This is a genomic window from Pseudomonas sp. WS 5078 (genome assembly GCF_012985745.1).
Lineage (GTDB): Bacteria > Pseudomonadota > Gammaproteobacteria > Pseudomonadales > Pseudomonadaceae > Aquipseudomonas > Aquipseudomonas lundensis_A.
Genome location: NZ_JAAQWX010000002.1, coordinates 222,751 through 248,128 on the forward strand (window position 1 = coordinate 222,751; position 25,378 = coordinate 248,128).

19 protein-coding genes and 1 pseudogene are annotated in these 25,378 nt (G+C 59.1%); 7 read left to right on the plus strand and 13 right to left on the minus strand.

Features of this window, described 5'->3' with window-relative positions; translation table 11 throughout:
• Positions 1–55 precede the first annotated feature (55 nt).
• The 9 genes and pseudogenes from bcsC to bcsE all read right to left on the minus strand — a co-directional run bounded on the left by bcsC (position 56) and on the right by bcsE (position 13,979).
• Complete coding sequence (bcsC, locus tag HBN68_RS04335; RefSeq protein ID WP_169962842.1) at positions 56–3,586, minus strand: cellulose synthase complex outer membrane protein BcsC; 3,531 nt, start codon at positions 3,584–3,586, stop codon at positions 56–58.
• Positions 3,574–4,683, minus strand: coding sequence for a cellulose synthase complex periplasmic endoglucanase BcsZ (bcsZ, locus tag HBN68_RS04340; protein ID WP_169962843.1), 1,110 nt, complete (start codon positions 4,681–4,683; stop codon positions 3,574–3,576). Before bcsZ ends, bcsC begins: the two co-directional genes overlap by 13 nt.
• A gap of 3 nt (positions 4,684–4,686) precedes the next feature.
• The gene (gene bcsB / locus HBN68_RS04345; protein WP_169962844.1) at positions 4,687–7,014 is read right to left on the minus strand and encodes a cellulose biosynthesis cyclic di-GMP-binding regulatory protein BcsB; all 2,328 of its coding nucleotides are present in this window, start codon (positions 7,012–7,014) and stop codon (positions 4,687–4,689) included.
• On the minus strand, positions 7,011–9,620 hold the full coding sequence (gene bcsA / locus HBN68_RS04350) for a UDP-forming cellulose synthase catalytic subunit (protein ID WP_169962845.1): 2,610 nt from the start codon (positions 9,618–9,620) through the stop codon (positions 7,011–7,013). Before bcsA ends, bcsB begins: the two co-directional genes overlap by 4 nt.
• The gene (gene bcsQ / locus HBN68_RS04355) at positions 9,617–10,339 is read right to left on the minus strand and encodes a cellulose biosynthesis protein BcsQ (RefSeq protein WP_169962846.1); all 723 of its coding nucleotides are present in this window, start codon (positions 10,337–10,339) and stop codon (positions 9,617–9,619) included. The genes bcsA and bcsQ overlap by 4 nt, the downstream gene beginning before the upstream one ends.
• Positions 10,336–10,587 (minus strand): cellulose biosynthesis protein BcsR, encoded by a 252-nt coding sequence (gene bcsR / locus HBN68_RS04360; protein ID WP_094994387.1) that lies wholly within the window; start codon positions 10,585–10,587, stop codon positions 10,336–10,338. The genes bcsQ and bcsR overlap by 4 nt, the downstream gene beginning before the upstream one ends.
• Positions 10,557–12,209, minus strand: coding sequence for a cellulose biosynthesis protein BcsG (bcsG, locus tag HBN68_RS04365; RefSeq protein WP_094994386.1), 1,653 nt, complete (start codon positions 12,207–12,209; stop codon positions 10,557–10,559). The genes bcsR and bcsG overlap by 31 nt, the downstream gene beginning before the upstream one ends.
• On the minus strand, positions 12,196–12,396 hold the full coding sequence (bcsF, locus tag HBN68_RS04370) for a cellulose biosynthesis protein BcsF (protein ID WP_094994385.1): 201 nt from the start codon (positions 12,394–12,396) through the stop codon (positions 12,196–12,198). The genes bcsG and bcsF overlap by 14 nt, the downstream gene beginning before the upstream one ends.
• Positions 12,393–13,979: pseudogene (gene bcsE, locus HBN68_RS04375) on the minus strand (cellulose biosynthesis protein BcsE). The gene bcsF and the pseudogene bcsE overlap by 4 nt, the downstream one beginning before the upstream one ends.
• Before the next feature lie 564 nt (positions 13,980–14,543).
• Here bcsE and HBN68_RS04380 point away from each other — a divergent pair.
• Positions 14,544–14,804, plus strand: a complete 261-nt coding sequence (locus HBN68_RS04380) for a DUF465 domain-containing protein (protein WP_094993576.1) — start codon at positions 14,544–14,546, stop codon at positions 14,802–14,804.
• 17 nt (positions 14,805–14,821) lie between these two features.
• Entirely contained in the window at positions 14,822–15,121 is a 300-nt protein-coding gene (locus tag HBN68_RS04385; RefSeq protein WP_169962847.1) for a putative quinol monooxygenase, read from the plus strand.
• Between the two features lie 54 nt (positions 15,122–15,175).
• On the opposite strand, the gene HBN68_RS04390 is transcribed toward HBN68_RS04385, so the two are convergent.
• On the minus strand, positions 15,176–16,948 hold the full coding sequence (locus tag HBN68_RS04390) for an acyl-CoA dehydrogenase C-terminal domain-containing protein (RefSeq protein ID WP_169962848.1): 1,773 nt from the start codon (positions 16,946–16,948) through the stop codon (positions 15,176–15,178).
• Between the two features lie 47 nt (positions 16,949–16,995).
• Positions 16,996–18,618, minus strand: coding sequence for an acyl-CoA synthetase (locus HBN68_RS04395; RefSeq protein ID WP_094993573.1), 1,623 nt, complete (start codon positions 18,616–18,618; stop codon positions 16,996–16,998).
• Positions 18,619–18,787: 169 nt separating this feature from the next.
• On the opposite strand from HBN68_RS04395, the gene HBN68_RS04400 reads away from it, so the two are divergent.
• Together HBN68_RS04400 and HBN68_RS04405 are read left to right on the plus strand one after the other, a co-directional pair.
• Positions 18,788–20,608 carry a PAS domain S-box protein gene (locus tag HBN68_RS04400; protein WP_169962849.1) on the plus strand — a complete coding sequence of 607 codons (1,821 nt, stop codon included), beginning with the start codon at positions 18,788–18,790 and terminating at the stop codon, positions 20,606–20,608.
• 3 nt (positions 20,609–20,611) lie between these two features.
• Positions 20,612–21,247 carry a response regulator gene (locus tag HBN68_RS04405; RefSeq protein ID WP_169962850.1) on the plus strand — a complete coding sequence of 212 codons (636 nt, stop codon included), beginning with the start codon at positions 20,612–20,614 and terminating at the stop codon, positions 21,245–21,247.
• Here HBN68_RS04405 and HBN68_RS04410 read toward each other — a convergent pair.
• Entirely contained in the window at positions 21,234–22,634 is a 1,401-nt protein-coding gene (locus HBN68_RS04410; RefSeq protein WP_169962851.1) for a PLP-dependent aminotransferase family protein, read from the minus strand. The genes HBN68_RS04405 and HBN68_RS04410 overlap by 14 nt on opposite strands.
• Before the next feature lie 147 nt (positions 22,635–22,781).
• Between HBN68_RS04410 and HBN68_RS04415 the strand changes: the two genes are divergently transcribed.
• From HBN68_RS04415 to HBN68_RS04425, 3 genes are all read left to right on the plus strand, one after another.
• On the plus strand, positions 22,782–23,414 hold the full coding sequence (locus tag HBN68_RS04415; protein WP_094993582.1) for a LysE family translocator: 633 nt from the start codon (positions 22,782–22,784) through the stop codon (positions 23,412–23,414).
• A 189-nt stretch (positions 23,415–23,603) separates the two neighbouring features.
• The gene (locus HBN68_RS04420; protein WP_262373446.1) at positions 23,604–24,449 is read left to right on the plus strand and encodes a tyrosine-type recombinase/integrase; all 846 of its coding nucleotides are present in this window, start codon (positions 23,604–23,606) and stop codon (positions 24,447–24,449) included.
• A 76-nt stretch (positions 24,450–24,525) separates the two neighbouring features.
• A complete protein-coding gene (locus HBN68_RS04425) occupies positions 24,526–24,735 on the plus strand; it encodes a PLD nuclease N-terminal domain-containing protein (protein WP_169962852.1) in 210 nt (69 codons plus the stop codon).
• A gap of 216 nt (positions 24,736–24,951) precedes the next feature.
• Here the strand turns inward: HBN68_RS04425 and HBN68_RS04430 are convergent, their stop codons facing one another.
• Positions 24,952–25,293 (minus strand): hypothetical protein, encoded by a 342-nt coding sequence (locus tag HBN68_RS04430; RefSeq protein ID WP_169962853.1) that lies wholly within the window; start codon positions 25,291–25,293, stop codon positions 24,952–24,954.
• Positions 25,294–25,378: the final 85 nt, after the last annotated feature.

Below are 25,378 nucleotides of genomic sequence, written 5' to 3' on the forward strand. Positions count from 1 at the left end.
CCTGCCCCGGTGATGCCCTTGTAACAGGGCATCGCGGGGCAGGCGGCGCGTTTTTTTATCTGAAGTCTGCGTACGGAATCAGCGGCTCCACCGGTAATGGCAGGTTGCCTTGCCACGGATCGAAGGTATAGCGCAGGTACATCAACGCGCGGCTGGGCGCGTAATCGTCGCTGTGCTGGTAGAGCACACCTGCACCCAACACCAGGTTGTCGCTCAGCCTGCGTTCCACCAGCCCCTGCACTTTGTAGCCTATTCCATTGCTGGCACTGGACGCCGTCTTGCCCAACGGCTCGGCCAGTTCATAACCCGCCTGGTCCAGCGCCCCCAACAGTTTTGAGTTCAAGCCGTTGAGCGGGTAGAGGTCGTTGCCATCAGACTTGGAGTGGGACCAACTGACCGAGCTTTCCAGTGACACCGACCAGTTGGCGGTGCGAAAGGCGTAGTTGAGCGGCACACCGATCGAGTAGTACTGCTGCGGGCTGTAATACCCGCCCTGGCCCAAGGTGTATTCGCTCAAATCCTGATCGTAGCTCCAGTACATGAGGGTCAGGCCGGTGCGCATGCGCTCATCGGCACTGTCACGCAAACGGTAGTAGTAACCGGCCATGGCGGTGTTTTTATGGTTGTCGGCCACGTTTTTACCGCGCAGCCAGTGTTGCCCGAGGCTGGCCCAAACCCCGTCCACGCCGCCTTCGTCGTGGCTAAGCCCAAGTGTCACGCCGTTGGATGTCACGCCACCCCAGGTCACGCCAGTGTTGCGATCCGTCGCGCCGCTGTAGGACAGAATCGAGTTGCTCAGGGGCCGACGCGAACCGGTCAGCGTCCAGCCCACCGATCCGATTTTGTTGCTGTACGACACGCCACCCAGCCAGTTGGGCACTTTGAACGTGTCCGGGGTGCGGCCGACGTCGATTTCCCAGGTTTCATTCTTCCATCCGGTAGCCAGGGTCGTGCCGCGTGCCGATTGCGAGTGATTGTCACAGCCCGAGAACACCGGTTCTGACGTTCCTTTTGCAACCACACCGACGGAGCACGTGCCGTAGTTTTCGCGCACCAAGCCGTCATCGTCGGTCTTGAACTTGCCCGCATCCATGTCCAGTTGCTCGGCCCGCAGCCAGCCTGTGCCGTCCACCACCGGCAGGTCGAGTTGCAGGATAGTGGTTTGGGTGTCGGTATCGGATGTGCCTTTCGAGGCGTTGTCCGAGCGCCAGCCGTAGTCGGTATACAGGTGCACCGTCGGGTTCTGGCGCTGGTACAGCTCATCGACGTCACTGCGCAGGCTGCCTGGCAGCCATTCGTCATTGTCCTTGGCCCGGCTGGCCAAGGTCATGGCGCGGTTATCGCGCGGGTTCGCTTGCTCAGGGGTGATCAACCCGGCACCTGCCATGCCCTTGGCGTAATAGTCCAGGGCCTGTTGCGGCGCCTTGGCCGCGATCAGGCGCGCCGCGTCGCGGTATACCACGGGCTCTGCCTGCGGGCTTTTGAGCAGTTCGGTGAACAGGGCGCTGGCTTTTTCCGGTTCCCCGACTTCTGACCAGGCATTGGCCAGCCGCCGTTGTTCAGAGGCACTCAGTTCGGTGCCTGCGGCCGGTGTGAATTGGGTCAATTGCTGGCGCGCCGCAGGCAATTGGCCGGCACTGATCAGCGTTTCAATCTGCCCCAACCGGGCGCTCGTGTTGCCCGGCTCTTGTTGCAGCACCTGGTTGTAGAGTGCGCCGGCCTGGAGGGTGTCGCCGCGCTCGCTCGCCCAACGGGCCACGGTCAGCACGTCGTCGGTGCTGGGCTTTTGCATCAGCAGTGCAATGGCTTCAGGTTCCTGACCGGCTTCACGCAGGCGTTCTGCACGGGCCACCAGCAGGTTGCGTTGCAGACGGGCGCCCAATTCGCGCATCGCATCCGTCCAGCGGGTGCCGGGCAGCTGTTCCAGCACACTCAGCGCGCTGGCATCGCGGTCGGTACTCGACAGGTAGAGCGCATAGGCATACAACGCTTCGGGATTTTGCCCCTGACGGCGCATCAATTGTTTGAAACTGTCGTCTGCGGCGCCGGGCTGGTTGATCTCCCGTTGCGCATTGGCCAGCCGGTAGGTGAGCCAGGGCTCGTCCGGGGTCAGCGTGCGAATTTTGCTTAACAACGCCACCACCTGTGGCCAGTCTTTGCGGGCGCTAGCGGCATCGGCCTGCTGATTCAGTTCGTCCAGTTCAAAACCGCGACGCAGCCCGGCAAACTCTTGCTGGTTGGAGGCGGGCAAGCTGTTGAGGAATGCCTTGGCCTTATCCGCAGATTGCGCGCTGTACAACCTCACCAGGGCCCGAATGGCGCTGCCATTGCCGGGCTCCAGCTTGCGCGCCTGCAACAACAGGGCTTCGGCCTGGATGTCATTGAGCTCGCCACGTGCGGCCGCCGCCAACCCGATCAACGCGTCGGCATCGCGGGGTTTGGCCTTGCGCGCCTGTTCGAACGCGCGGCGTGCGGCAGCGTAGTCCTTGCGATCCAGTGCCTTGTCGCCCTGACTGAGCAGCATCAGGTAGTGGCTGGCATCCATCAGGTCTTGCCACTGACTCATGTAAGAGGTGTCTTGCTCCTTGCTGCGCGCCAGGATGAAGGTGGCATTGGCTTCTTCATAGCGGCTCTGGCGCAGCAACGCCAGGCCCAGCGCGCCATACAGGCTCGGATCGTCGGGGTAGCGTTTGATCGCCCGGCGCAACAGTCCTTCTGCCACCGCAGGCGAGCGCTGCTGCTCGATCATCTGCTTGCCTTGCGCACCGGCGACCCATGCCGGATCTGCCAGCAGGCGTTGCTGATTGAGCAGGATCTGATTGGCTTCAACCACAGCCTGTGACGCTGGATAGCGCTTCACAAACGCCTGCCAGGCCTGCACGGTCTTGTTCTCTACCGGCAAGCTCTTCAAGTATTCGTATTCACGATCGGCTGCCGCGTTGCTGGCTTGCGGGTCGCTGGAGAGTTGATCGAGCACCGCCAGTGCTTCGGCCGGGCGCTTTTCTCTGAACAGCAAATCGGCCAGTGTCTGTCGCAACCCCGCGTTACCGGGGTATTGGCTGTCGAGGGTGCGCAGTTGCTCAATCACTTTGGGACGCTGGCCGGGGATATTGCTGCGGATGCGCAGGTATTCGAGCGCTGTGGCGAAATCCGGTGGCGCATCGCCGAACAGGCGTTCAAAAACCGCACTGGACTCTTCAGGGCGTCCGGCGGCGGCCAGCAGACGCGCTTCTTGCAGTGCTTTCTGGTTCTGCGGGTCTTGCAGCTTCATCAGGCTTTGCGCCTGGCGCAGGGCTGCTGAGTCGGGTGCGACCTGTTGCAGGTGAGCCAGACGCTCACGGGCCAGGTCCGGTTTTTTCTCCAGCAGCGCCTGACGAATCGACGCCACCAATGCCTGCGGGTTATCCGGGGCAATCAGTTCCAGCCGCGCCAGGGAGTCACGCACCAGGTCTTCGCGGTACATGGCTTCGCCGATGCGCACTTGTTCCAGCAGCCATTGCTGCTGGTCCTGAACACTGGAGGGTTGCGCCATCACGGCGGTGGACAGGCCACTGAGCACAAAGGCCCATGTTTTTATTGTTCGCATGTGTCAATCCAGGCCGGTAATAACTGTCCATTCTTGTCGAAGCGGTAACGCTGTTCATCCCAGCCCTGACCAAACAAGGCCAGCGACTGGTTGTAGTACGCATCGGTGGCCAGCGGCTCTTGCTGCACACGCTGTTTTTGTACCGCGTAGGCAGGTGAGCCTGCGCTGGCCAGCAGGGGCAGCAACGCAGCGGAGAACCCTGTTGGCCCTTTCCCTTTGTAGGCGCCGGTCACGGCGTCCACTGTTTCGGGAGGATAGCCCAGGGTTTGGGTGAGGGAGACCATGGGCGCGAAATGCTGCTGCAAGGTGTGGCGGTTGGCGGCATCCTCCGCCAGCATGCCCACCCACAGATAGACCCGGATCGCGTCGTAGTCACCGGCGCTGCCGTTCTGCGTATCGGGCGCCCAACCACTGCCGGATTTCCACATCAGCCAGTCCGGGGCAAACCCCTTCGGTGATCCTTCCAGCAACATACGCTGCTGATTGTTCGCCACTTCAGCCCACACCGGCGACAACTGGGCAAAGCGCGCCATCAATTGTGGCGGCGTGTAGCTGGGGTTGAGGCGCCAGCCATCAGCCTTATCGAAGCCCACGTCACCGGGCAACATCATCAACCCCAGCTTGGGCAGTTTGCGCACACTTTGCGCTGCACTGCGCCAGAGCATGTTTTGCCCCAGCGTGCTGTACCTCGGCTCATCCCACAGGCGACCGGCTTCGAGCAGTGTGTAGGCGATCCACAAGTCCGAGTCAGTGGCGTTATTGGCGTCCAGCACTTGCCACTTGCCGTCCTTGGAACGCCCCCACAACCAGGCAGGCAGGTTGGCTTCCAGATTGCCACCTGCCAAATTGTTGCGGGTCCAGTCAAGGATGCGTTCAAAGCTGGCTTTGTCATTGGCCAACAGGGCAAAAAACAAACCGTAACTCTGGCCTTCGGAGGTGCTGATCAGTTGTTCGGTCGAGCGATCGATGATGCGCCCGTCAGGACTCATCATCGCCGCTTTGTAACTGTCCCAGGCGGGCCAGTCACAGGTGACCGCGACCGCTGAAGCGGGCAATCCGATGGACACGCTCAGGACGAGTGCCGCCAGTGTTTTCATGCCTTATTCATCCTTGTGCAGACGACGGTCCGCAGCCCAACGCAGGGCACGCCACAACAGGAACGCTGTCAGCAAAATGCTGATGACGGCCAGGGCTGCCAGCAACACCGGGTGCTCCGACAACTGGTACCACAGCAGCAGCCACCAAGGCAGGCTGCCCACGTAGTAGGTATCACCCACCAACTGGCTGTACACGCCGCTGTTACGGATCAATGACACGGAACCGGCCACGGCGTTGAGCTTGCCCGAATCGCCCAGGGTTTCACGTATCAGGCTGTAATCGGCGTCGTCGTTGCCCAGCAGCGCGACGACACTGCGTTGGTTGTGGTGCGGCGACTGCATGCCCATGATCGCGGCAATCGGCGCCTGGGCGCTGACTTCAACCCGATTGGCAGGCTGGTTGCTGTCGATATCCGCCGGTCCGCGACGGTTGCTCTCTTTGATACCGCTGTTGTTATAAGGCTGTACCAGCATGTCGCGCTGGCGTTGCAACACCACATTCAAGTCCGGGTTGTCGCGCAGGTCTGGCGCCAGTTGCCCCAGCAGCAGCAAGTCGGCGTCTTCTTTGGACGCGCTGTTCCAGTCGTCGCTCAGGCGCAAGCCAAAGGCCGGGTAGCCGGAGCGTGCAGAAATGCCCGCCACCGCCTCCAGCAACGTGCTGACCAGTGTCGGGGTGGTGTGCTGGGGTACGACGACAATGGATTCGGACATGTCCGCCATGCGGCTGAACGGGAAACCACTGCGGGCAAACGCTTTGAGGTCCGGCATGTTGATGTAGTGGTGGTAGCCCGACAGGTCAATGGTGGAGTCTTCGTCAATGATTGCCTGGGTGTTGGCCGGCAAGATGGTCTGGCAACGGTCGCGTTGGGCGCTGCCGACGGTGCTGGCGAAGTTGAAGTCAAAGCGCAGGCGGTTACGGTCACCGATTTTCAGCGACGGAACGATGAGTTTGTCCGTGGCGTTGGCCGAGTCGTTGGCCAGCACAGCCAGGCGTAATTCTTCCAGGCTGCTGGTGCCTTTGGCCTGCAACGGCAGGCTGGTGATGAACTGGTCGTTGAGGCTGATGTTCAGGCGCGAATCATCGTTGGCCGACGGCGCGGTGTAACGGTATTGGGTGCGCAGCGGGATGCCCTGGTTGCGCCATACGAACAGGTCCGGTGGCAGGTTGACGTCCAGCGTGATTGGGCGCGGTTGCAGGCCACTGACTTGCAGTTGTTGCGGGTAGGTAATCAACTCGGCGAAGCGAACCGGGCGGTCCGTGCGCATCCAGGCCGGGGCATCGTACGGTTTGCGCGGCTGCAGGGTTTCGACCTTGTCGATGGTAGCCCGTTGCCCGCGCAGCAGGTGCCCGCCCAATGCCAACGCCTTGGCCGCGGTGGCGAGGTCTTCTTCATTACGGCCCATGACCAGCAGGATTTTGCTGTAAGGCGCCTCGGGGTGATCGATCAACTGCACCACCGGCGCTTGCACGGCCGGGAATTTCTCCAGATCGCTCATGAACGCGGGGCGGTGCTCATTGGTGGCGAACACGATGGAAGGCTGAGTGGCTTCCTTGCTTTGCACGCTGGGCAGCGTGTCAAAGAGGACCGGGAATTCGGCACCGCGCCAGTTGGACTGGCTGCCGAAATAAGACGCCAGGATGGCCGCCGCCTTTTGTTCGCCCAACGTCGGGTTCGCCGCGAACACAAAGGGCAGCACCAGCTTGTTGGAGTTGCGTGGGTCGAAAAACGGTAACGGGAAGAAGGCGAGGTCGTTTTTCAGGCTCAGCGCCTGTTCCTGCAAGGTGATGCTGCTGGCCCGGCTGATGTTGATCCACAGGGTGCTGTTGGCCGGGTCTTCACAGATGTCGGTGTAGTGGCCCACGAACTCAAGGCGCAGCCGGTTGAAGTCGGCGATCAGGCGCGGGTCGAGTGCCACCTGTTGAGTGGTTTGACGGCCCAACTGGTCTTTTTCAATCGGAACGACAGCCGCCAGCACATCGTTCAGATAAATGCGCAGATGGGAAATGGTCGGAATCAGCGACGGCGAAGGCGTGTATTGCAATTGCAGGCGGGCATCCGTGGCAATCCGGTCGCGGCGCAGGCTGAACTCGACCTGCTCGGCGTTGTTAATCCCCAGCAGCAAGGTATCGCTCAAACGCCCCAGTTGCTCAAACGTGCGCGTGACCGTCCAGCTTGGCAAGGCCTGTGCGGTAGGCTCGGGCGTTTGCGCCAGGGTCGCCGGGGCCGCGGCAGGTGCCACCGGCAGGGCCAGGGTGGCGGCCACCAGCTGTGAAGTGAATGTCATCAGCGCGAGGCTGGCCAACAGGTTCTTTTTAGAGAAACGACTCATGATGTGCTCACTGGCCGGGAGTTAAGAGGGGTGGATGCTTTGGGCATGCGCGGCAAAAAGCTGCCCAGCCACTGAAGAATTCGCATGAACGGTCGTGCAATGTGTCGCACCCAGGCAGGCAGGTATTCGTAAAGGCGGTAATAGCCTTTGACGCCGAGCGCCAGAATTTCTCTGAGGCTCTGGATGGGTTTGTCGGCTTCAAATTCGCTGTTGTGGTCGAGCCAGGCATCCGCCCGGCCAAAGGTGCATTGAACGAACTCGACCCGCTGCTGTGGCGTCAGTTGCGACAGGCTCAACCCCATGAACAGCCCGCCGGAACGGGTCAGGGTGCCGGGGAACAGAAATTCCCGATTGCCACGCTGCACGATCAGCGACACTGGCGTGCCCACCGGCAGTTGCAGCGGCTCATTGAGTTGCAGCCCGGCGCCGCCATCGGAGTAGTCCACCAGTTCGCAGGGGTAGCTGTGCCCGTCGCTGAGTTTGATAGCGCCCGGCAGTCGGGTTTGCACCCGGTGGGTCTGGCGGACCTGACGCACTTCCGCGGCAACAGCCACGGCAGCCCCGATAATCAACAGGTTGTAAATCACCCACAGCACACTGACAAAAATAGTGATGATTTCGTCTTTGGGCCCGGTAAAGATCCGCCATACCGCAAACCCCAGGCCCAGCATGTTGAGGGCTGACAGCACCAGGTAAGGCCGTGCGGTTCGCCAGTCGAACTGGTTTTCCTCCATGATGCCGCCCTTGGCCGTGACGTTGAACTTGCCCCGAGACGGACTGAACAGGGCGACGGTGGTCGGCCGTGCGATGTACCAGGCCAGCACTGTTTCGTAGACCTCGCCCCAGAAGGTCTGGCGGTAGGCCCCCTGCATTCTGGAGTTGGTCAGGCTGGCGTGAATCATGTGCGGCAACACGTACAGCAGGATCATCACGGCCGGGGCATAAATGATGTAGGCGTGCAGCAACAGAAACGCCAGCGGCGCGGTGAGGAACACCAGCCGAGGAAGGCCCACCAGAAAGTGCATCATGGCGTTGGCATAGCAGATGCGCTGGAACAGGCTAAGGCCCTTGCCCAGCAAAGGGTTGTCGGTGCGGAAGATCTGCACCATGCCTCGGGCCCAGCGAATACGCTGGCCGATATGCGCCGACAGGCTTTCAGTGGCCAGCCCGGCGGCTTGCGGGATGCGCAAGTACGCCGAGTTCCAGCCCTTGCGGTGCAGACGCAACGCCGTGTGGGCGTCTTCGGTGACGGTTTCGACGGCAAAACCGCCGATTTCCTCCAGTGCCGAGCGCCTCAGAATGGCGCAAGAGCCGCAGAAAAACGCCGCGTTCCACATGTCGTTGCCATCCTGAACCAGCCCGTAAAAGAGCTCCCCTTCGTTGGGACGGTTACGGAAGGTGCCGAGGTTGCGCTCAAACGGATCAGGCGAGAGGAAGTGGTGCGGGGTTTGCACCAGTGCCAGTTTGGGGTCGGCCATAAACCAGCCGACCGTCAATTGCATAAAGGAGCGCGCGGGCATGTGGTCGCAGTCAAAAATCGCCACCAGCTCGCCGTCGGTAAGCGTCAGCGCGTGGTTGAGGTTACCGGCTTTGGCATGGCGATTATCGGCACGGGCGATGTAGTTGATGCCCACTTCTTCAGCAAAGGCTTTGAAGCTTGGACGATTGCCGTCGTCGAGCAAGTGAATGCGCAGTTTGTCTTTGGGCCAGTCGATACCCATGGCCGCATAAACCGTGCCCCGGGTGATCGCCAGTTCTTCGTTGTACGTCGGGATCATCAGATCGATCACCGGCCATTCACGCGTGTCTGCAGGCAGGGGCGCAGGCTTGCGGTTGAGTGGCCAGGAGGTTTGCACATAACCCAGAATCAAAATCAGCCACGAGTAAGTTTCGGCGGCCAGCAAGATCAGACCGCAGGTCAAGTCCAACCCGTCGTTCCAGTTCAGTGTGGAGGTGTAGCGCCACCACAGGTAGCGGCAGGAAACGATGATCGACAGCACGATCAGCAGCAGTGTCGGGAAACGTCCCGGCATCCTGCGCACCAGCATGGCGATGGCCCATAACAGGATCACGAACACCAATTGGGCCAGGTAATCGAACGGTTCGGTGACGCAGATCAGAATCAGCACCGAGGCCACGATCCCGATCCCGATCGCGATGTACAGCACCTTGCGCGTTTTCCAGCGCATGGCGCTCCATTTGCGCGAGCCTTCATCCAACTGCGGGCTGATGGTCGAGGGCAGGCGCGCAAATGCATCGGACAGCGCATTCCACGGGCGCTGCACGACTTTGAGGAGGTCGAAAAGGCGCGCTCGGAAGCGACGTCGCGCCCGTTGGCGGCGCTGATGGTTTTCGTCAATCGGGCGTACAAACAGCAACCACACGGTTTGAATCGCATACCGCAGCGGGTCGCCAATGGACGGGCGCTTGTTGGCCAGATGCGGGTACAAGCGTTTGTGTTGTGCCTGCAGTGCCTGCCAGTTGGGCGATTCCAGGCGCAAGAAGATCCAGCCCAGTGCTTGCAACAGCGCAAGGATAAAAGCGGTCACGCGCGTGCAGTTCTGATCGCGGCGCAGGCGGGTGTAAGGAAACCACTGACCGATCATTCCAGCCTCCGGCCACGCACCAGGCACCAACTGGCGAAGCTGATGATGTCTTGCGTGATCAAGCTGGCGGGCGCATAGCGGCCTACTGGCTGACGACAGGCCAGCGCCTCACCCATGGCTTCATCGCTGTGCAGGTTGATGGGGATCAATGAAGCGGTGTAGCGGTTTTGCCAAATCAGGGTCAGGTCGCGTTGCAATTGACTGCCGGGATCAAAACGGTTGACCAGCAGCCAGTTGCTGTCCTTGGGACGGGTTTGCAACAGCACATGGCAAGCGGCATCGGCGTTAATCACGCTGAAGGCGAAGTCGCACGGTGGATTGCTCGCATGGCCCGGCAAACGTTGCGGCAAGTCGAACAGCACCCAGTCAAATGCGTCACCCAACGCGGCCTGACGCTGGCGCCACAATTGAGGGTGTTGCAACAGCCAGGCATCCAGCTGAACGTGTTCTGTTTCTGTGACGTGCCCGTAAGGCAGCACGTACAACCGGTCGCTGACACACCAGGCTGATTCATTCCAGGGCTGCTGATCCAGCGTGGCCCGCGCCCAACCGCCGTGGGGTGCAAGGTCCAGATTGAAGTGCAGGCCCAAGGTGTTCTCCGGGCACATGTCCACCACCAGCACTCTCTGCTCCATGGCATACAGCGCATACGCCAGGGCTGCCAGGCTGGCGCTGGTGCCCACGCCGCCACGAATACCGCGAAAGCTGGCGGCGATCATGGCTTTTTCTCCAAGCGTGTTTGCAGACCGAGCGATTCAGCGCCGGGCGTCGCCTTGTACTGTGCTTCCAGATGGGCCAGCAAGGGCCAGCGCTCCAACGACTGCATAAGCTCCATTTGTGCAGAGACGTCGACATAGCGCAGATCAGGCAAGTCCATCATCGACTTGAGCCGGGCGATGTCATCGGCACGCTCGTTGCGCGTGAGGATATCGGCACTTATTTGAAACGCTGTGGGTAGGGCAGCCATCCGCCGTTCTCCTTGATACGCACATAGGGCTTGCCGTTGTAATCCAGTACAACCGTCCCCGAGTTTTCAGACACTTTTGCTGTTTGCGGCAGATCGGCCAGCACCTTGGACCAGTCGATGCGCTGGCCTTCGCTCAGGGCCGGGTCGGCGTACAAGCGCGCAATGATCTCGGCAATTGCCAGGTAACTGCTGGGCTGGGTGACGTGCACGGGAGACGTCTGCTTATCGTCGCCCATGTTGATCAGCTTGATGCCCACCGGCACATGGGTGATCGAGTCGCTGGGAATTTCGCGCATGCCGGAAATCTGCATGCGGTCGCCGTGCAGGGCGGCACCGTGCTCGGGCACGATCATGACCACTACGCGGCGTCCGCTTTTTTTCAACTCATTGATAAAAGCGTCCAGATCATCGAGCAGCACTTGCGCCCGGCTGCTGTAATCAGCGCGTTGAGTGCCGCCATCAGCCGTGACCATACGGTTACCGTCGTGCAAGGTGGTGGTGTTGTAAAACAGCGCGGCGTGGGGGGTGTTCTGCTCCAGACGGTGTTTCCACCACTTGCTCAGTACATCGCGGTCGCGCCAGATCGGTGAGCCATCAAAGCTCACGTAAGCACGCGGCACACCGGGCGAGGTGCCCAGCGCAGGGGCGGGTAAATGACCCTGATCGCGGACTTCCTGCAAGAAACCGTCAAATTCCCCGGTGTGGTTAAGCATCAGCTCGTTGCTGAAGCCCAGCTTGCGCAGGTCTTCGAAGAGCAGGCACTGATCGGGCGTGGCTTTATACAGCTGGGCATGGGAGACCTGACCGCAACTGGCGCGCAGCAAACGGATCGCCGCCGGGCCGCTGTAAGCGGTGGCCGAGTTGAAATTGTCAAAAATCACGTCCATCTGATTAAGCAGCGGGTTGTCACGCATACCCACTTCATCCAGGTCGTCCCAAGCCAGCGAGCAAATGTTCAGCACCAGCAGGTCAAACGGCGGTGGCTCGACGGCGGGCGTCTTGAAATCGACTTTGCGCTGGGCTTCGGTCTGGTAGAACTTCTCCAGGTAGGCATTAAGCGTCGCATCGTCTGGCTCGCTGGTGACCACGGCAGGCGCTACAACGCCGGGCGTTACGCTGGCCACCGGTGCTTCTGTGGTTTGCAGGGTTTGGGGCAACAAGGCTTGTACGTTGCCCACACTCATCCAGCACAAACCGAGCAAGGTGAAGGTGGTCAAGCGCAGCCATTGGTTGAGGAAGGCATAGCCGATGATCAACAGCAACAGCAGGGCACAGACTTGCCAGTCGATGAAACGCCCGAGCAGCTCGACGATGTAATCCACCGAGAAGTCGAGCACGCCGGGTTGCGCCAGCAAGCGACTGAAGGGTGGAAACCAGGTGTCCTGATACAGCAGCGCCACCGCCACCGGGATTGCAATGAGCGTACGCACCCGGCGCAGGAGCGGATGGGCGAGTGGAATCAGCAACACCAGGGCAAATATCAGGTTAGGCATCACCTGAAGATTCAGGTGGCCCGTCCAGGCCAACAAAAACTTGGCCAGGAAGTACAGGTTCCAAAGCCCCAGCCCTTTCCACTTTCCGGAGATTCTGGCGGGGGCGGGGGATGACTTAAACAGACTCATCGGGCGTTCTCGAAGACGAACTGGCAGGTGCACGGCGTCGTACGCCGCGAGATTTCAGGTAGCGGGGACGCAGGTACTGCTCAAAATAGATTTTCAGACGCAGGCGAAAACGGCGTGACAGCAGTGTCAGGACTACCGTGACGACACTGGTCAGCACAATGACTTCGAGCAACTCAAGAAAGGTCATGACGCAGGCTCACTCAGGGGCAACGCGACGCTTTGCGCAAGTAACGGAGGGTGGATTTGAGCAACCTGCGGCGCCATCACGGCATGTTCAGTGGGGATCGACAGCCCTTCAGGTGTAACGGTGGCGTTCAAGAAGGCTTCTTCGGGCAAGTCGGTCATCCCCGAGAGCACGTGCCGCTGATTGAACAAGTCGCGCCAGGGCAGTCGGCAAATGTTGCCCAGCGCCGGGTCCAGACCATCAGCGCGGCAGGCGAACAGGAACAGGTAAAGCTCGCCATTGAGCAGGCAAGCCATGTCACCGAAGCGGCGCAGACACATTTGATTCAAAAACAGCTCTGGCGCCAAACCGGGCACCGGCTGGAATTTGAGCAGTTGATGGGTGACTTCGCCGGAACTGTCGGTGTAGATCTGCTCCACGGTTTCGTAAAATTCCCGGGGGCTGACCAGTCCCCGGACCTGCGGCGGCCGCTGGCGCTCGAGCAGGGTTTCAAAGTCACTGTTCTGGCTGTATTGCCAGCGTTGGCCCTGAACACTCTCGATCATGCTCAAAAAGCGCGACAGCACAGTGCCTTCCGGGACAATCAAATTGGCGCCGCAGGCCAGCAGCAGGCGCTCGTCGCGATAGCGCACGGCCGGTTCCATCTCGCGAACCACGATTTTCAGTTCCGGGCCGCACTTTTCCCGCAAGTCGTGCAGTTGCTGCGCCAGCTCCAGCAGTTGGTGGCTGTTATCGATGGCCACAATCACGGTTGCAGCACGGGCGGACAGGGCTTGCTCAAGCAATGTCTGGCGGTTCTCGAACAAGTACCAGTGTTTCGATAACGACGGCGAGCCCTCAAGCACCGCGCGTTCTGCGAGGTAGACGTGCTGATCGTCCGCCACCCGGGGCTGGGTATCGACGGTTGTCTGTGGAATCAGGGTGAAACATTGGTCAGCCACCGACAGTTTGAATTCTTGGCCGGCGCTGACCCCCAGCTGGTTGTGCCAAAAATGCAGTTGATAGCGGATTTCGCCATTGTGCCGATACAGGCGACAGAGCCCCGATAACGTTTCGTTGAACTGCAACAGTTCGCTGTGCAACGGTTGGGCGTCGCCATGGGCGATGACCAATAAGGTGGCCTGACGCTCGACCAGCTAGGCACGCAGACGTTTGAGCCATTGGCCCAGACGATGCGCTGCGACCTTGTTGCCCCAACTGCTGGCGGGCGCCACCAGTACAATCTGGCAGGCAGGGCTGATGCCTGCGCGATTCAACTCACGGGTCAAGGTGGCCAGGGCCTGAGCGATGTCGTTTGGCGCAATCTCAAACAGCTTGAGCTTGGTCGGGCCGCGGTCGGGCGCCAGATCGCTGATGATGCTTTGCGGGGTGTTGGCGCTGGAAATCAACGATGAAGGGCTCTGGACTGGCAGCGCCTCAATAAACTGGCGGGCCAGAATTTTTGCGTCAGGTGCTTGATCGACAGTCACCCAGTACAACCCGCCCGTACGCAGCGCGATTTGTTGATCCAGCAACCCTCGAATGGCCAAGGTAATTAGAGCCAAGCGATACGCCCCCCATGTAAGCGTACAAATAAAAATGCGCACTGTTTTCAGGTACTGCCATGCCTCTACGTTCGGTGAAAACGCATCGGGCGGACACTCTTTGGTGTCAAACAAATGGCGTATCCGTTTAACAATCAGCGTAGACGATTATTCGTACACATCCCTGTAAATAAATCGTGCACGGAATTAGAAATAATCTTTCAGGCACGGCGGAAAGGAATGCATCCTATCACCGGAAAATGGGCATTGCTCATGATTTAGAACAACTTTCGTCAATAAATTGCTGTCAGAGAAACATCAGTCATTTAATTGACGATTAGGGGTGGTCTGGACTGTCAGCCCGGTTGGAATTGAGCGGGTAAAAAACCATGAGGCACAGGGTGTGAACTTGCGTCGTGCGCAGGAGCCCAATAGAGGCTTTCCCGCGTCAGGCGGTGTGCTGGGCCGGTTTGCCTTGGTTCAAGCGCAATGCCCCTAAGCAGAATGTCATCACGCGGCTTTCTGTGTGAGGCACAGCGTGCTATTGCTTAGAGGACATGAGAGCTGACGGGCAGGCTGATACAGTGAGCCTGCTTTCCTACTGCAACTTACATGAGGTACTGAGCTATGCCGGTTAAACATGATTTGTATCAAGACCTGGGACATACCAAAGAACACGTGCAAAAGTTGCAGGCGCAAGACCCTCATCTTGCAGCGTTGATCAAAAAGTATGAGGAAGCCGATGTGCATGTGCTTGAGGCCGAAAAGAATGAGGCCATTGGCACTTCCGACGACACATTGATCCTGCTCAAAGATAAACGGCTTAAAGTGAAAGATAAAATCGTCGATGAACTAAAGCGGTTGAACCCCGCTCAGCACGCCCAATGAATTGACAGGAATCTGACATGTCCAATGCCATCAAAGTGGTTGCCATTCTGCTGGCCAAGCCAGGCAAGGGTGAAGCCCTGAAAAATGCGCTGCTGGCCTGCGTACCGGATTCACGCAACGAGCCAGGCTGCCTGTTCTATCACCTGCATGTCGACCGGGCAGATCCGCAACGGTTTGTGTTTATGGAGGGCTGGACGGATCAGGCCGCGATTGATTTTCACCAAAAAACTGATCATTACCAGAAAATGGCCGCCGCCGCGGCCGATTTGGTCGAGCACCGAGAGGTGCTTTACTTGGATGAAGTGAGCCTCGGATGAAGTGAGCCTCTGAACCACTGACGGCGGCCTTGAACAGGCCGCCGTTTTTTTGGGTCAGAAACTGGCAGCGTCTAGCTCAAACAGAGGTTCGCTTCCCGCGCGTATCGATTGCTCCAGGCTTAAGATGCGCGGCAGCAAGCGGGTGAAGTAAAACCGTGCGGTTGCCTGTTTGGCACGGTAGAACGGTGGATCGGCGTCCATGGACGTTTGGGCCACGTCGGCCATGCGCGCCCACAGCCAGGCGTAGGCCACATAACCGAACAGGTGCAGATACTCCACCGACGCCGCCCCGATTTCGTTGGGGTTACTCGCGGCCCGAGTCAGAAGCCAATCGGTCACGTCTTCAAGGCGCAGCACCGCGTCGGTCAGTTCGGGGCCATAAGGCTTGCCGGGCAGGCTGGCGAACTGTCGAATCTGGCCAGTGAACAACCGCAAGGCTGCACCGCCGTTGGCGACCACTTTGCGCCCGAGCAAATCCAGCGCCTGAATGCCGTTGGTGCCTTCATAAATTTGTGCAATTCGCACATCACGCACTAGCTGTTCCTGTCCCCATTCACGGATATAGCCGTGACCGCCGAACACTTGCTGGCCGAGTACGCAGCTGTCGAGCCCGGTGTCCGTGAAAAACGCTTTGGCGACGGGGGTGAGTAACGCCACCAATGCGCTGGCTTGCTCCTGTTCCTGTGGGTCATCCGAAAACTTGGACAGGTCCAGTTGCTGACCTACATAGCTGGCAAAAGCCCGGCCGCCCTCGGTCATGGCCTTCATGCTCAGCAGCATGCGCCGTACGTCCGGGTGGACGATAATCGGGTCGGCCACTTTGTCAGGCGCCGTTTTGCCAGTGGGAGCGCGACTTTGCAGGCGCTCACGGGCGTAAGTGCGGGCATTCTGATAAGACGTTTCGGCACAGCCGATGCCTTGAATACCTATCGACAGGCGCTCGTAATTCATCATGGTGAACATCGCGGCCAGGCCTTTGTTGGCCTCACCGATCAACCAGCCCGTTGCGCCATCGAAGTTCATCACGCAGGTGGAAGAGGCTTTGATGCCCATCTTGTGTTCGATCGAGCCGCAAGTGACGGCGTTAGCATCCCCGAGGCTGCCATCGTCATTGACCCGTATTTTGGGCACCAGGAATAACGAGATGCCCTTGGGGCCCGGGGGCGCGTCCGGCAGCTTGGCCAGCACCAGGTGCACGATGTTTTCGGTCAGGTCCTGATCGCCGCCGGTGATGAAGATCTTGCTGCCGCTGATGAGGAAGCTGCCGTCGGGTTGTGGCTCGGCGCGGGTACGGATGATGCCCAAGTCAGTACCGGCATGGGCCTCGGTCAGGCACATGGAGCCCGCCCAGCGGCCTTCGTACATCGGCGGCAGGTAGATGTTTTTCAGGGATTGAGTGGCATGGGCGTCAATGGCCAGGCACGCGCCGGCGCTGAGCGCCGAGTACAGCGCAAAGCTGGAGTTGGCGGCGTAGAGCATTTCTTCAAATTGTACGGCGAGCATTTTTGGCATGCCCAGGCCGCCATATTCCGGGTTGCCGGACAACCCCACCCAGCCACCTTCTATGTACATGCTGTAGGCGGCTTTGAATCCGCTCGGTGTGGTGACGTTGCCAGCGTGCCATTGGGCGCCTTCTTCATCGCCGCTGCGATTGAGCGGCGCGATCAATTGGCCGGTGACTTTGGCGGCTTCTTCAAGAATCGCGTCCGCCGTGTCGGCATCGACGTGGTCAGCCAGCGCAGGCAAACGTGCCCATAGGGCAGGGGCGTCAAACACTTCGTGCAGTACAAAGCGCATGTCGCGCAGTGGAGCATTGAATTCAGGCATCACGAAACCTCGTTGCAGCTCATGGAATGGAAGCGATCTGCGCCTGACTAAAGGGCTTTGGCCATGTCACGCAGCACGTACTTCTGGACTTTACCCGTGGACGTCTTCGGCAACAGGGTGAAGATGACGGTACGCGGCACCTTGAACCCCGCCAGGTGTTCACGGCAAAAGCCCATAATGTCCGCTTCGCGCACATGGCCATGATCGGCCTTGAGGGTGATAAATGCACACGGGGTTTCCCCCCATTTCTCATCCGGGCGCGCCACCACGGCAGCTTCCATCACGCCGGGGTGGCGATACAACACGCCCTCGACTTCGATGGTGGAGATGTTTTCACCCCCGGAAATAATGATGTCCTTCAAGCGGTCCCGGATTTCAACATAGCCGTCCGGGTGGCACACCGCCAGGTCGCCGGTATGGAACCAGCCACCCTCAAAGGCTTCGGCTGTGGCGCTGGGGTTTTTCAGGTAGCCCTTCATGACGGTGTTGCCGCGCATGAAAATCTCGCCCATCGTTTCGCCATCGCGCGGTGTTGGCTCGAGGGTTTTCGGGTCGGCCACCATCAGCCCTTCGAGGGTCGGGTAACGCACCCCTTGGCGCGACTTGATTTGGGCGCGTTCTGCCAGGGGCTGCTCATCCCACGTGTCATGCCAGGCGCAGATGGTCACCGGCCCATAGACTTCAGTCAGGCCGTACACGTGGGTGACTTTAATGCCCATTTCTTCGACGGCGCCGATCACTTTGGCAGGCGGCGCCGCACCGGCCACCAACGCGTGCACGGGGTGATCGATAGCCGCCTTGGCCGATTCCGGCATGTTCACCAATGCATTGAGCACAATAGGGGCGCCGCTGAGGTGGGTAACTTGGTGCTCGCGAATCAGGGTGAGGATTTTTTGCGGGTCCACCCGGCGCAGGAACACATGCACGCCCGCCAAAGCCGTAATGACCCACGGGTAGCACCAACCGTTGCAATGGAACATCGGCAAGGTCCACAAATACACGGGGTGGTTGCCCATAGCCCAGATCATCTGGTTGCCCAGCGAGCTCAAATACGCGCCGCGATGGTGATACACCACGCCCTTGGGATTGCCAGTGGTGCCGGAAGTGTAATTGAGGGCGATGGCGTCCCATTCGTTGTCGGGCCATTGCCAGGCGTAATCCGGGTCGCCCTCAGCCAGCAGCGCTTCGTAATCCAGCGCGCTGACCGGCTGGCCCTCGCCGTATTCCGGGTCATCGACATCAATGACCAGCGGCGGGTGATCGAGCATGGCCACGGCGGCATGCACCACGTCATGGAATTCCCGGTCGGCGATCAGTACCTTGGCTTCGCCATGGGCCAGCATGAAGGCGATGGCTTCCGCGTCAAGGCGTACATTCAGTGCATTGAGCACGGCGCCGATCATGGGCACGGCAAAGTGGGCTTCCAGCATCGCCGGAATATTGGGCAGCATCACGGCCACGGTATCGTTCTTGCCAATACCGCGCCCGGCCAATGCACAGGCCAGACGTCGGCAACGGCTGTACGTCTGCGACCAGGTACGACGAATCGAACCATGGATCACGGCAGGGTAGTGGGGGTAGACGCTGGCAGTGCGTTCGATGAAGCCGAGCGGGGAGAGGGCAGTATGATTGACAGCGGCAGGCCCGAGGCCTTGCTCAAAAATCGACATATGGGTCATTCCGGTGGCTGATTGTTAGCTCTATGGCTGCCCGCTCTGCCAGTGGCGAGTGGGTCAGTTTGATGTCCGGCACGATTTATAGCCCACTCCGGGTTTGATATGGAAGTAATACCTAAGCAATATAGTAGTTATTCTATATAGATGGTGTTCAGGGAATCCTATGCCTGTGTCGCTCATGCTGCATGATCCGCAACCTTCTGTGATCCTCGACGCAGAGGGCTCGCCGCTCACCGTCAACCCGGCGCTGGACGCCTTGCTGGCGGGTGCGCCACGGGAGCAGGTGCGCGCCTGGCTGCCCAATAATCTGCCCGAGCTGGTGCGCGCGTGCCTGCAACAGCAGCGGGCGATTGAACACGTGGAAGCCCAATGCCAGGAACACGTATGGCTGTGGACGCTGATTCCGGACATGGCCAGCCACTGTGTGCTGGCGCGTGGTCGGGAGGCCAGTCAGGAATGGATGGCCGAACGGGAGGCCGCCAAAGCAAGGCGCTTGTACCGGTTGATCACTGAAAACACCACCGACCTGATTTCGCGTCATACCCCCGACGGGCGCTTTCTGGATGCCTCGCCAGCCTCGTGGACGCTGCTTGGTTATTGGCCCGAAGTCCTGCGCGGGACCCGGGCGCAACGCCTGTTTCACCCTGACGATTTGTCGGACGTGATTCATCAGGCACGGGATGCTTTGCACGCAGACGGTTACTACACCATGACCTACCGCATTCGCCATCAGGGCGGGCATTACCTGTGGTTTGAAACCGCGAGCCGGGCCATTCGTGAAACCTATACCGGTGCGGTGGTGGAAGTCGTCAGCGTGTCCCGTGATATCACCGCCAGGGTTCAGGCCGAAGAGAACAAGCGACGCCTGGCCGAGGTGGTTGAGGCCAATCCGGACCCTGTGCTGTTCATCGACCCGCAGGGCGGGGTGTCCTACCTCAACCCGGCGGCACGCCGAATTTTGGGGCTGGCGCCCTCGGCCGGGATGCCTGCGCTGAGTGCATTCTTGAGTCGGCAAGATGTGTTGCAGCTCGATGCTATGGGTTGGAGCCGCGCTGAGCAGGAGGGCCTGTGGAGCACTGAAACGCGTTTGCTGCCTTTGAATGACGCCCCTTCCGTGCCGGTATCGCTGCTGTTACTGGCGCACCGCTCAACTGCCGGGGAGCGCTTCTTTTCACTGGTGGCCCGTGACATGCGCGAGCGTGAGTTGCGCGAAGCCCAGCAGCGTCAGCACCAAGAAGAAATGGCGCATACGGCACGCTTGGTGACACTTGGCGAGTTGGCGTCCGGCATCGCCCACGAGATCAATCAGCCGTTGGCCGCCGTGGTCAATTATGCGAGTGCCAGTCAGCGTTATTTGCACGCGTTGAACAGTAATCCGCAAGCCGCTGAACGGGTTGCGCAAGGGCTGGAGCGCATCACCCTGCATGCCAACCATGCTTGCGAAGTGATTAAGCGCTTGCGCAGTTTTTTGCGTAAAGGTCGACGTAACGTGCAGGCACTGGATGTCAGTGAGGTGATGCGCCGGGCTGTCAGCTTGTGTGCCTGGGAAGCCAGCGCCCGCAAGGTGACGATTGAGCAAGAAATACCGGCTGATTTGCCGCGGGTGTATGCCGACCAGGTTCTGCTGGAGCAAGTGCTGCTCAACCTGCTGCGTAATGCCATCGACGCCAATGGCGAGCGTCGTCCCACAGAGCCTTCGTGCATCCGCTTGCAGGCACAACCTTTAGGGGCCTCACGTTTGCAAATCAGCGTGCTTGATCAGGGGCCGGGGGTCAGTGAGGCGCAGTTGCAGCACTTATTTACCCCGTTTTACACCAGCAAGGCCGACGGCCTTGGCCTGGGCTTGTCCATGAGCCGCAGTATCATCGAGGGCTTGGGTGGGGAGCTTGAAGCGCATCCGCAACCTCACGGCCTGTTGATGTGTTGTAACTTGCCGTTGATGGGGGCGGCCCAGCCACCCGAACAAAAACAAGAGAGTGACTGAGCAATGACAACTTCAATGCAGCCCATGGTGTATGTGGTCGATGACGATCAGGGCATGCTCGATTCCACCGTCTGGCTGCTGGAATCGGTCGGCCTGCACGCGGTGCCGTTCACCAGTGGGCACGCGTTTTTGCAGGCCTGCGACCCGAGCCTGAACGCGTGCGTGTTGCTGGATGTGCGCATGCCGTCCATGGGCGGACTGCATGTGCAGCAAGCCCTCAGGGAACGCGGCATCACGATGCCAGTGATTTTTGTCAGCGGGCATGCTGACGTGCCGATTGTGGTACGTGCGTTCAAGGCAGGTGCCCATGATTTCATCGAGAAACCCTATAACGAGCAGTTGCTACTCGATAGCGTGCAGCAAGCGTTGAACGCCCGTACCCCGCAACAGGTCGCCAGCCAGGAGCTGAGCGAGGTGCAAGCGCGCCTCAACAGCCTGACCCCCAGGGAGCGTGATGTGTTGATGCCGTTGGTCAAGGGCTATACGACCCGCGAAATCGCCGAGCTGCTGGCTGTGAGCGTCAAGACCATCGACCTGTATCGGTCGCGGGTGATGAAGCGCATGCAGGCGCACCATTTACCTGATCTGGTGGGCATGGCGATCGCTGCAGGGTTGGTCGATCCGCTCAATCTGCGGTGAATAGCACCGATTGCACGGCGGCCATGACCTGCGGGTCGTCGGTATGGGCCACGTTGAAGCGCAGGCAGCGTGTCAGCTGCGGCCCATAGCCGAACAGCGTTCCCGGGGCGAGTACCAAGTCTTGCTTGAGCCCGGCCTGGGCGAGCCTTTCGGCATCCAGACCTGGCGGCAACGTGGCCCAGATAAACAGCCCGCCCGTGTAGGGCACACTCAGGCTCATTCCGACCTGTTGCAACCCTGCTGCAACCCGTGCACCGGCGCTCATTAGCCGGTGCACAACCCGCTTTCGGTGTTTGTGGTAACTGCCATCGGCGAGCATCGAATACAGCGTCTGTTCCAACATTTCGCAGGTAATACCGCCACACATCAACTTCATGTGCGTGAGGTTGGCAGCCATTTGCGGTGAGGTCACAACGAAACTGACTCGTAGATTGGCGCTGAGGGTTTTGGAGAAACCGCTGAGGTATGTCACGTGGTCTAACCCCGCCAATGTCGACAAGCGCGGCGGCGGCTCGGGATGCAAATCGCCATACAGATCATCCTCGATGATGTGGCAGTTGTAACGTTTGGTCAGTTCCAGCAGTTCGTAAGCCTGAGCGGGTGTAAACGAATGGCCGGTGGGGTTTTGCAATACGCTGGTGGTCAGGTAGACGCTTGGTCGGTGTGTCCCCAGCAGCGCTTCCAGTGCCTGCACATCCAACCCCTGAGCCGTGCGTTCCAGTGTGACAACACGAACCCCGTGTAACGCCAGATTGGCGTGGAAGTTGAAGTAGCAGGGCGTGTCCAACAACACGGTATCACCCGGCCGCAGGCGCAAGCGCAACACCATGTCGAGCGCCTGCACCGTATTACTGGTGGTGATGATCTGTTCAAGCGCAACGTCCAGCCCCTGTGCTGCCAGCTTTCGCTGCAACGCCTGGCGCAGTGGCAGATAACCCGCGGGGTCGCCGTAACCTGTTAACCGCAGCAGCGGGGAGCGGCTGACGGCGCGCAGACTGGCGCGCAGCGTGCTGGCCTCAAGCCATTGTTCAGGCAAGTGCCCGCCGCCGGGTCGCAAGGCTGCGCTGGCGCCGATCAGTGAGCGTCGCAGGACGCTGGTCAGATCGTTGGGTAACAGGTCAACAGGCGCCGTGGCGGCGGTCATCGGCCTGGACGCTACAAAATACCCTAGGCCCTGGCTGGAGGTGATGCGTGCTTGTCCGCGCAGGCGATCCAGCGCCTCGATCAGGGTGAATTTGCTGACGCCCAACACGAGTGTCATTTCGCGCACAGATGGCAACTTGCTACCGGGGCTTAGCAATCCTTCATCGATGGCCTGGGTCAGTGCGCTAACAATTTGCTGCACTTTGGAAGTGCCGGGTTGGAATTCGATACGGGAAATGGACATAACGGCCTCGAACTTAGCCGGTCATGCTACCAGTAAAGACCGGTAATGTTCGCCTCGGCTTTACCTGTCCTCAGCGCTGGCGATTGCACACACTGCCTGACCGCCCGCACACGTTCGGGCAATGTGTTTAAGGGTGAAAAACGCTGTATGGCTACTCAATTGACCTTGACTTCGTTTGCCTATTTTTTGGTTTTTTGCGCGACCATGACGTTCAGCCCCGGCCCCATGACCCTGTTGTTGATGGGGTTTGGCATGCAGGAGGGGCTCAAGCGCTCTATGCCAGTACAGTTGGGCGCCAGTGCCGCGTATCTGGTGTCGATGTTGATTTTCGCCGTGGGGTTTGCAGAACTGGTTAAGGGCAATGTGTTAATAACGCGTGCGATTCAATACATCGGCGTCGCTTATTTGCTGTATCTGGCGTATCGGCAATGGACCAGTCACGGGGTTTCACTGCACGACGCGCATGCACCATTGGCCAGCGGGTTTGCGGACCGTTTCGGCAAAGGCCTGCTGACCGGCTTTTCGAATCCGAAAACCATCGTCATGTTCAGTGCAGTATTTCCGCAATTTGCAGGGCAGGGGGGCGAAATTCGGGTGCTCGACGTGGCCGCACTCGGGTTAGCCTTCTTGTTGCTGCAATTCGCCAGCGGGTGCCTGTATTGCTATTTCGGACAGCGTATTCGTCAGGTCCTGCGAAGCCCGGAACGCCAGCGCATCGTACAGAGAGTCACTGCCATCCTGCTGCTGGGTGTGGCAGCCCTGTTGGCGCGGGGATTTTAATCGGCGAGACACCGGGTCAGAAAAACGCTGTCGATGCGGTATATTGCGGGCTTGTTTCAAACCGTATCGAGATTGGTTTTGTCGACTTCCGAACCCGTAACACCGTTGGTTAACGTTAGCCCTCTACATGATGTTCAAGCACCCGTGGTGCTCTACCTTGAGCGCCTGGCACCGTCCAGCCGGCAAACCATGCGCTATGTGTTGCAAGATGCGGCGGACCGTTTGGGTGTTGAAGACGTCACCATTGACGAGTTCCCCTGGCACCATTTGCAGCCTGGGCATATCACCGCGCTCGTTGCTGCGCTGCGCGCCGATGGCTATGCGCCAAACACTTCTTCGCTGTACGTCAATACTATCCGCGGGGTGATGAATCAGGCGTGGCAACAAAGCCTGATCACACAGGATCATCTGCTGAAAATCCGGGCAGTGAAGGCGGGCGGGGGCACACGCCTGAGTAAAGGGCGTAACTTGCGCCGTACGTTGATTCGCGAGTTGATGGACGTTTGTGCTGCCGATCCGCGCCCGCAAGGGTTACGCGATGCAGCGATCATTGCCATTTTGTACGGCTCCGGGATGCGCAAATCAGAGTCCGTGAACATGGACCTGAGCCAGATCAATGTGGCCGAGCGCAGCTTGCAAGTGATGGGCAAAGGTAACAAGGAGTTGATCAAGTTCGCACCGGCCTGGGCGTTTGAAAAACTCGAAGCATGGTTGGCGTTTCGTCGCGCACATTTGCCGGAAGGCGTAAGTGACGACGACTTCCTGTTCAACCGCATTCGTCGCGGCAACCACATCACCCGCGAGCGCATTACCAAGCACGCGATCTACTACATTGCCAAACAGCGCGGCAAGCAAGTAGGGGTCAACATCATGCCCCACGACTTCCGTCGCTCCTTCATTACCCGTGTGATTGAGGAGTACGACGTATCCATTGCACAAAAACTGGCGCACCACGCCAACATCGCAACCACCGTCAGTTACGACATGCGTGATGACAACGAGCGCCGTAACGCCACAGATCGCTTCATCCTGTGAGCACACGCTCAACGTGAATTTAATGAACCCTCATGCGCATCAGCCGCCTAATGCACAACAACTTGGGAGGTTAAGCATGCAAATTGAATACATCTGGGTGGCATTGGCAGTCGTCGTTCTCCTGTTGGAGTTGTGGGCAATCAAGAGCGTCCTCAAGAGCGGTGCCAACGTGAACAGCCGTTGCATGTGGGTTGCAGTATTGATTTTCGTCCCGTTGCTGGGGTTACTGGCCTGGCTGATCGCGGGACCAAAGCAATTGACCAACGATGGATCTTCGCATTCTTGAGGCGTGCGGATAGCTAGGTTATACGTATTGAGCGCTGCGTTGTGTGGCGTGTGTAAGGGTGGTGGAGGCAGTAAATTCCTCCGCCATATATATAACTAAACTAAACAGACATTTAGTTTAGTTATATTTTTAAGTTATTTTCTCGGGCGAGGGAGAACTAAACGCTCCTTATACCTTTCGCGTCTGCGAAAATTCTTTCATATATAAGCATGAAGGCTACCAGCTGCGCCTGGTGATCTTTGCTTCTATGGATGAATAGTGTTTTCCGGACTCGTTAACTGTGACTTTGCCGCCAAGATTCAGGTTGCTCGTGTTTTGCCAAACATTCCATACCGGTGTGTTGTGCCCCCATAGCTCGATAGTATCGTCATTGTGCGGGTCGGCTTTGATGATGAACTTATCATCGGAAGTCTGGTAACCAGCGTAAGCCTTAGCTGTTCCTCCATTGAAATCACTGAGGCTTTGAGGTGCTGACTGAGCATCGATTTCCAATGTGTAGAAATCAGATTCCCGTGAATCATTGGCATTGGGATGCATGAATGTCAGGCTGTATTTCATGAGTAACTCATCCTTGTAATTGAAAGGTTTCGACGACCAAAGTTGAGCTGGACGTCTGAGGGTTATAAGCGTCGCACGGTTGATC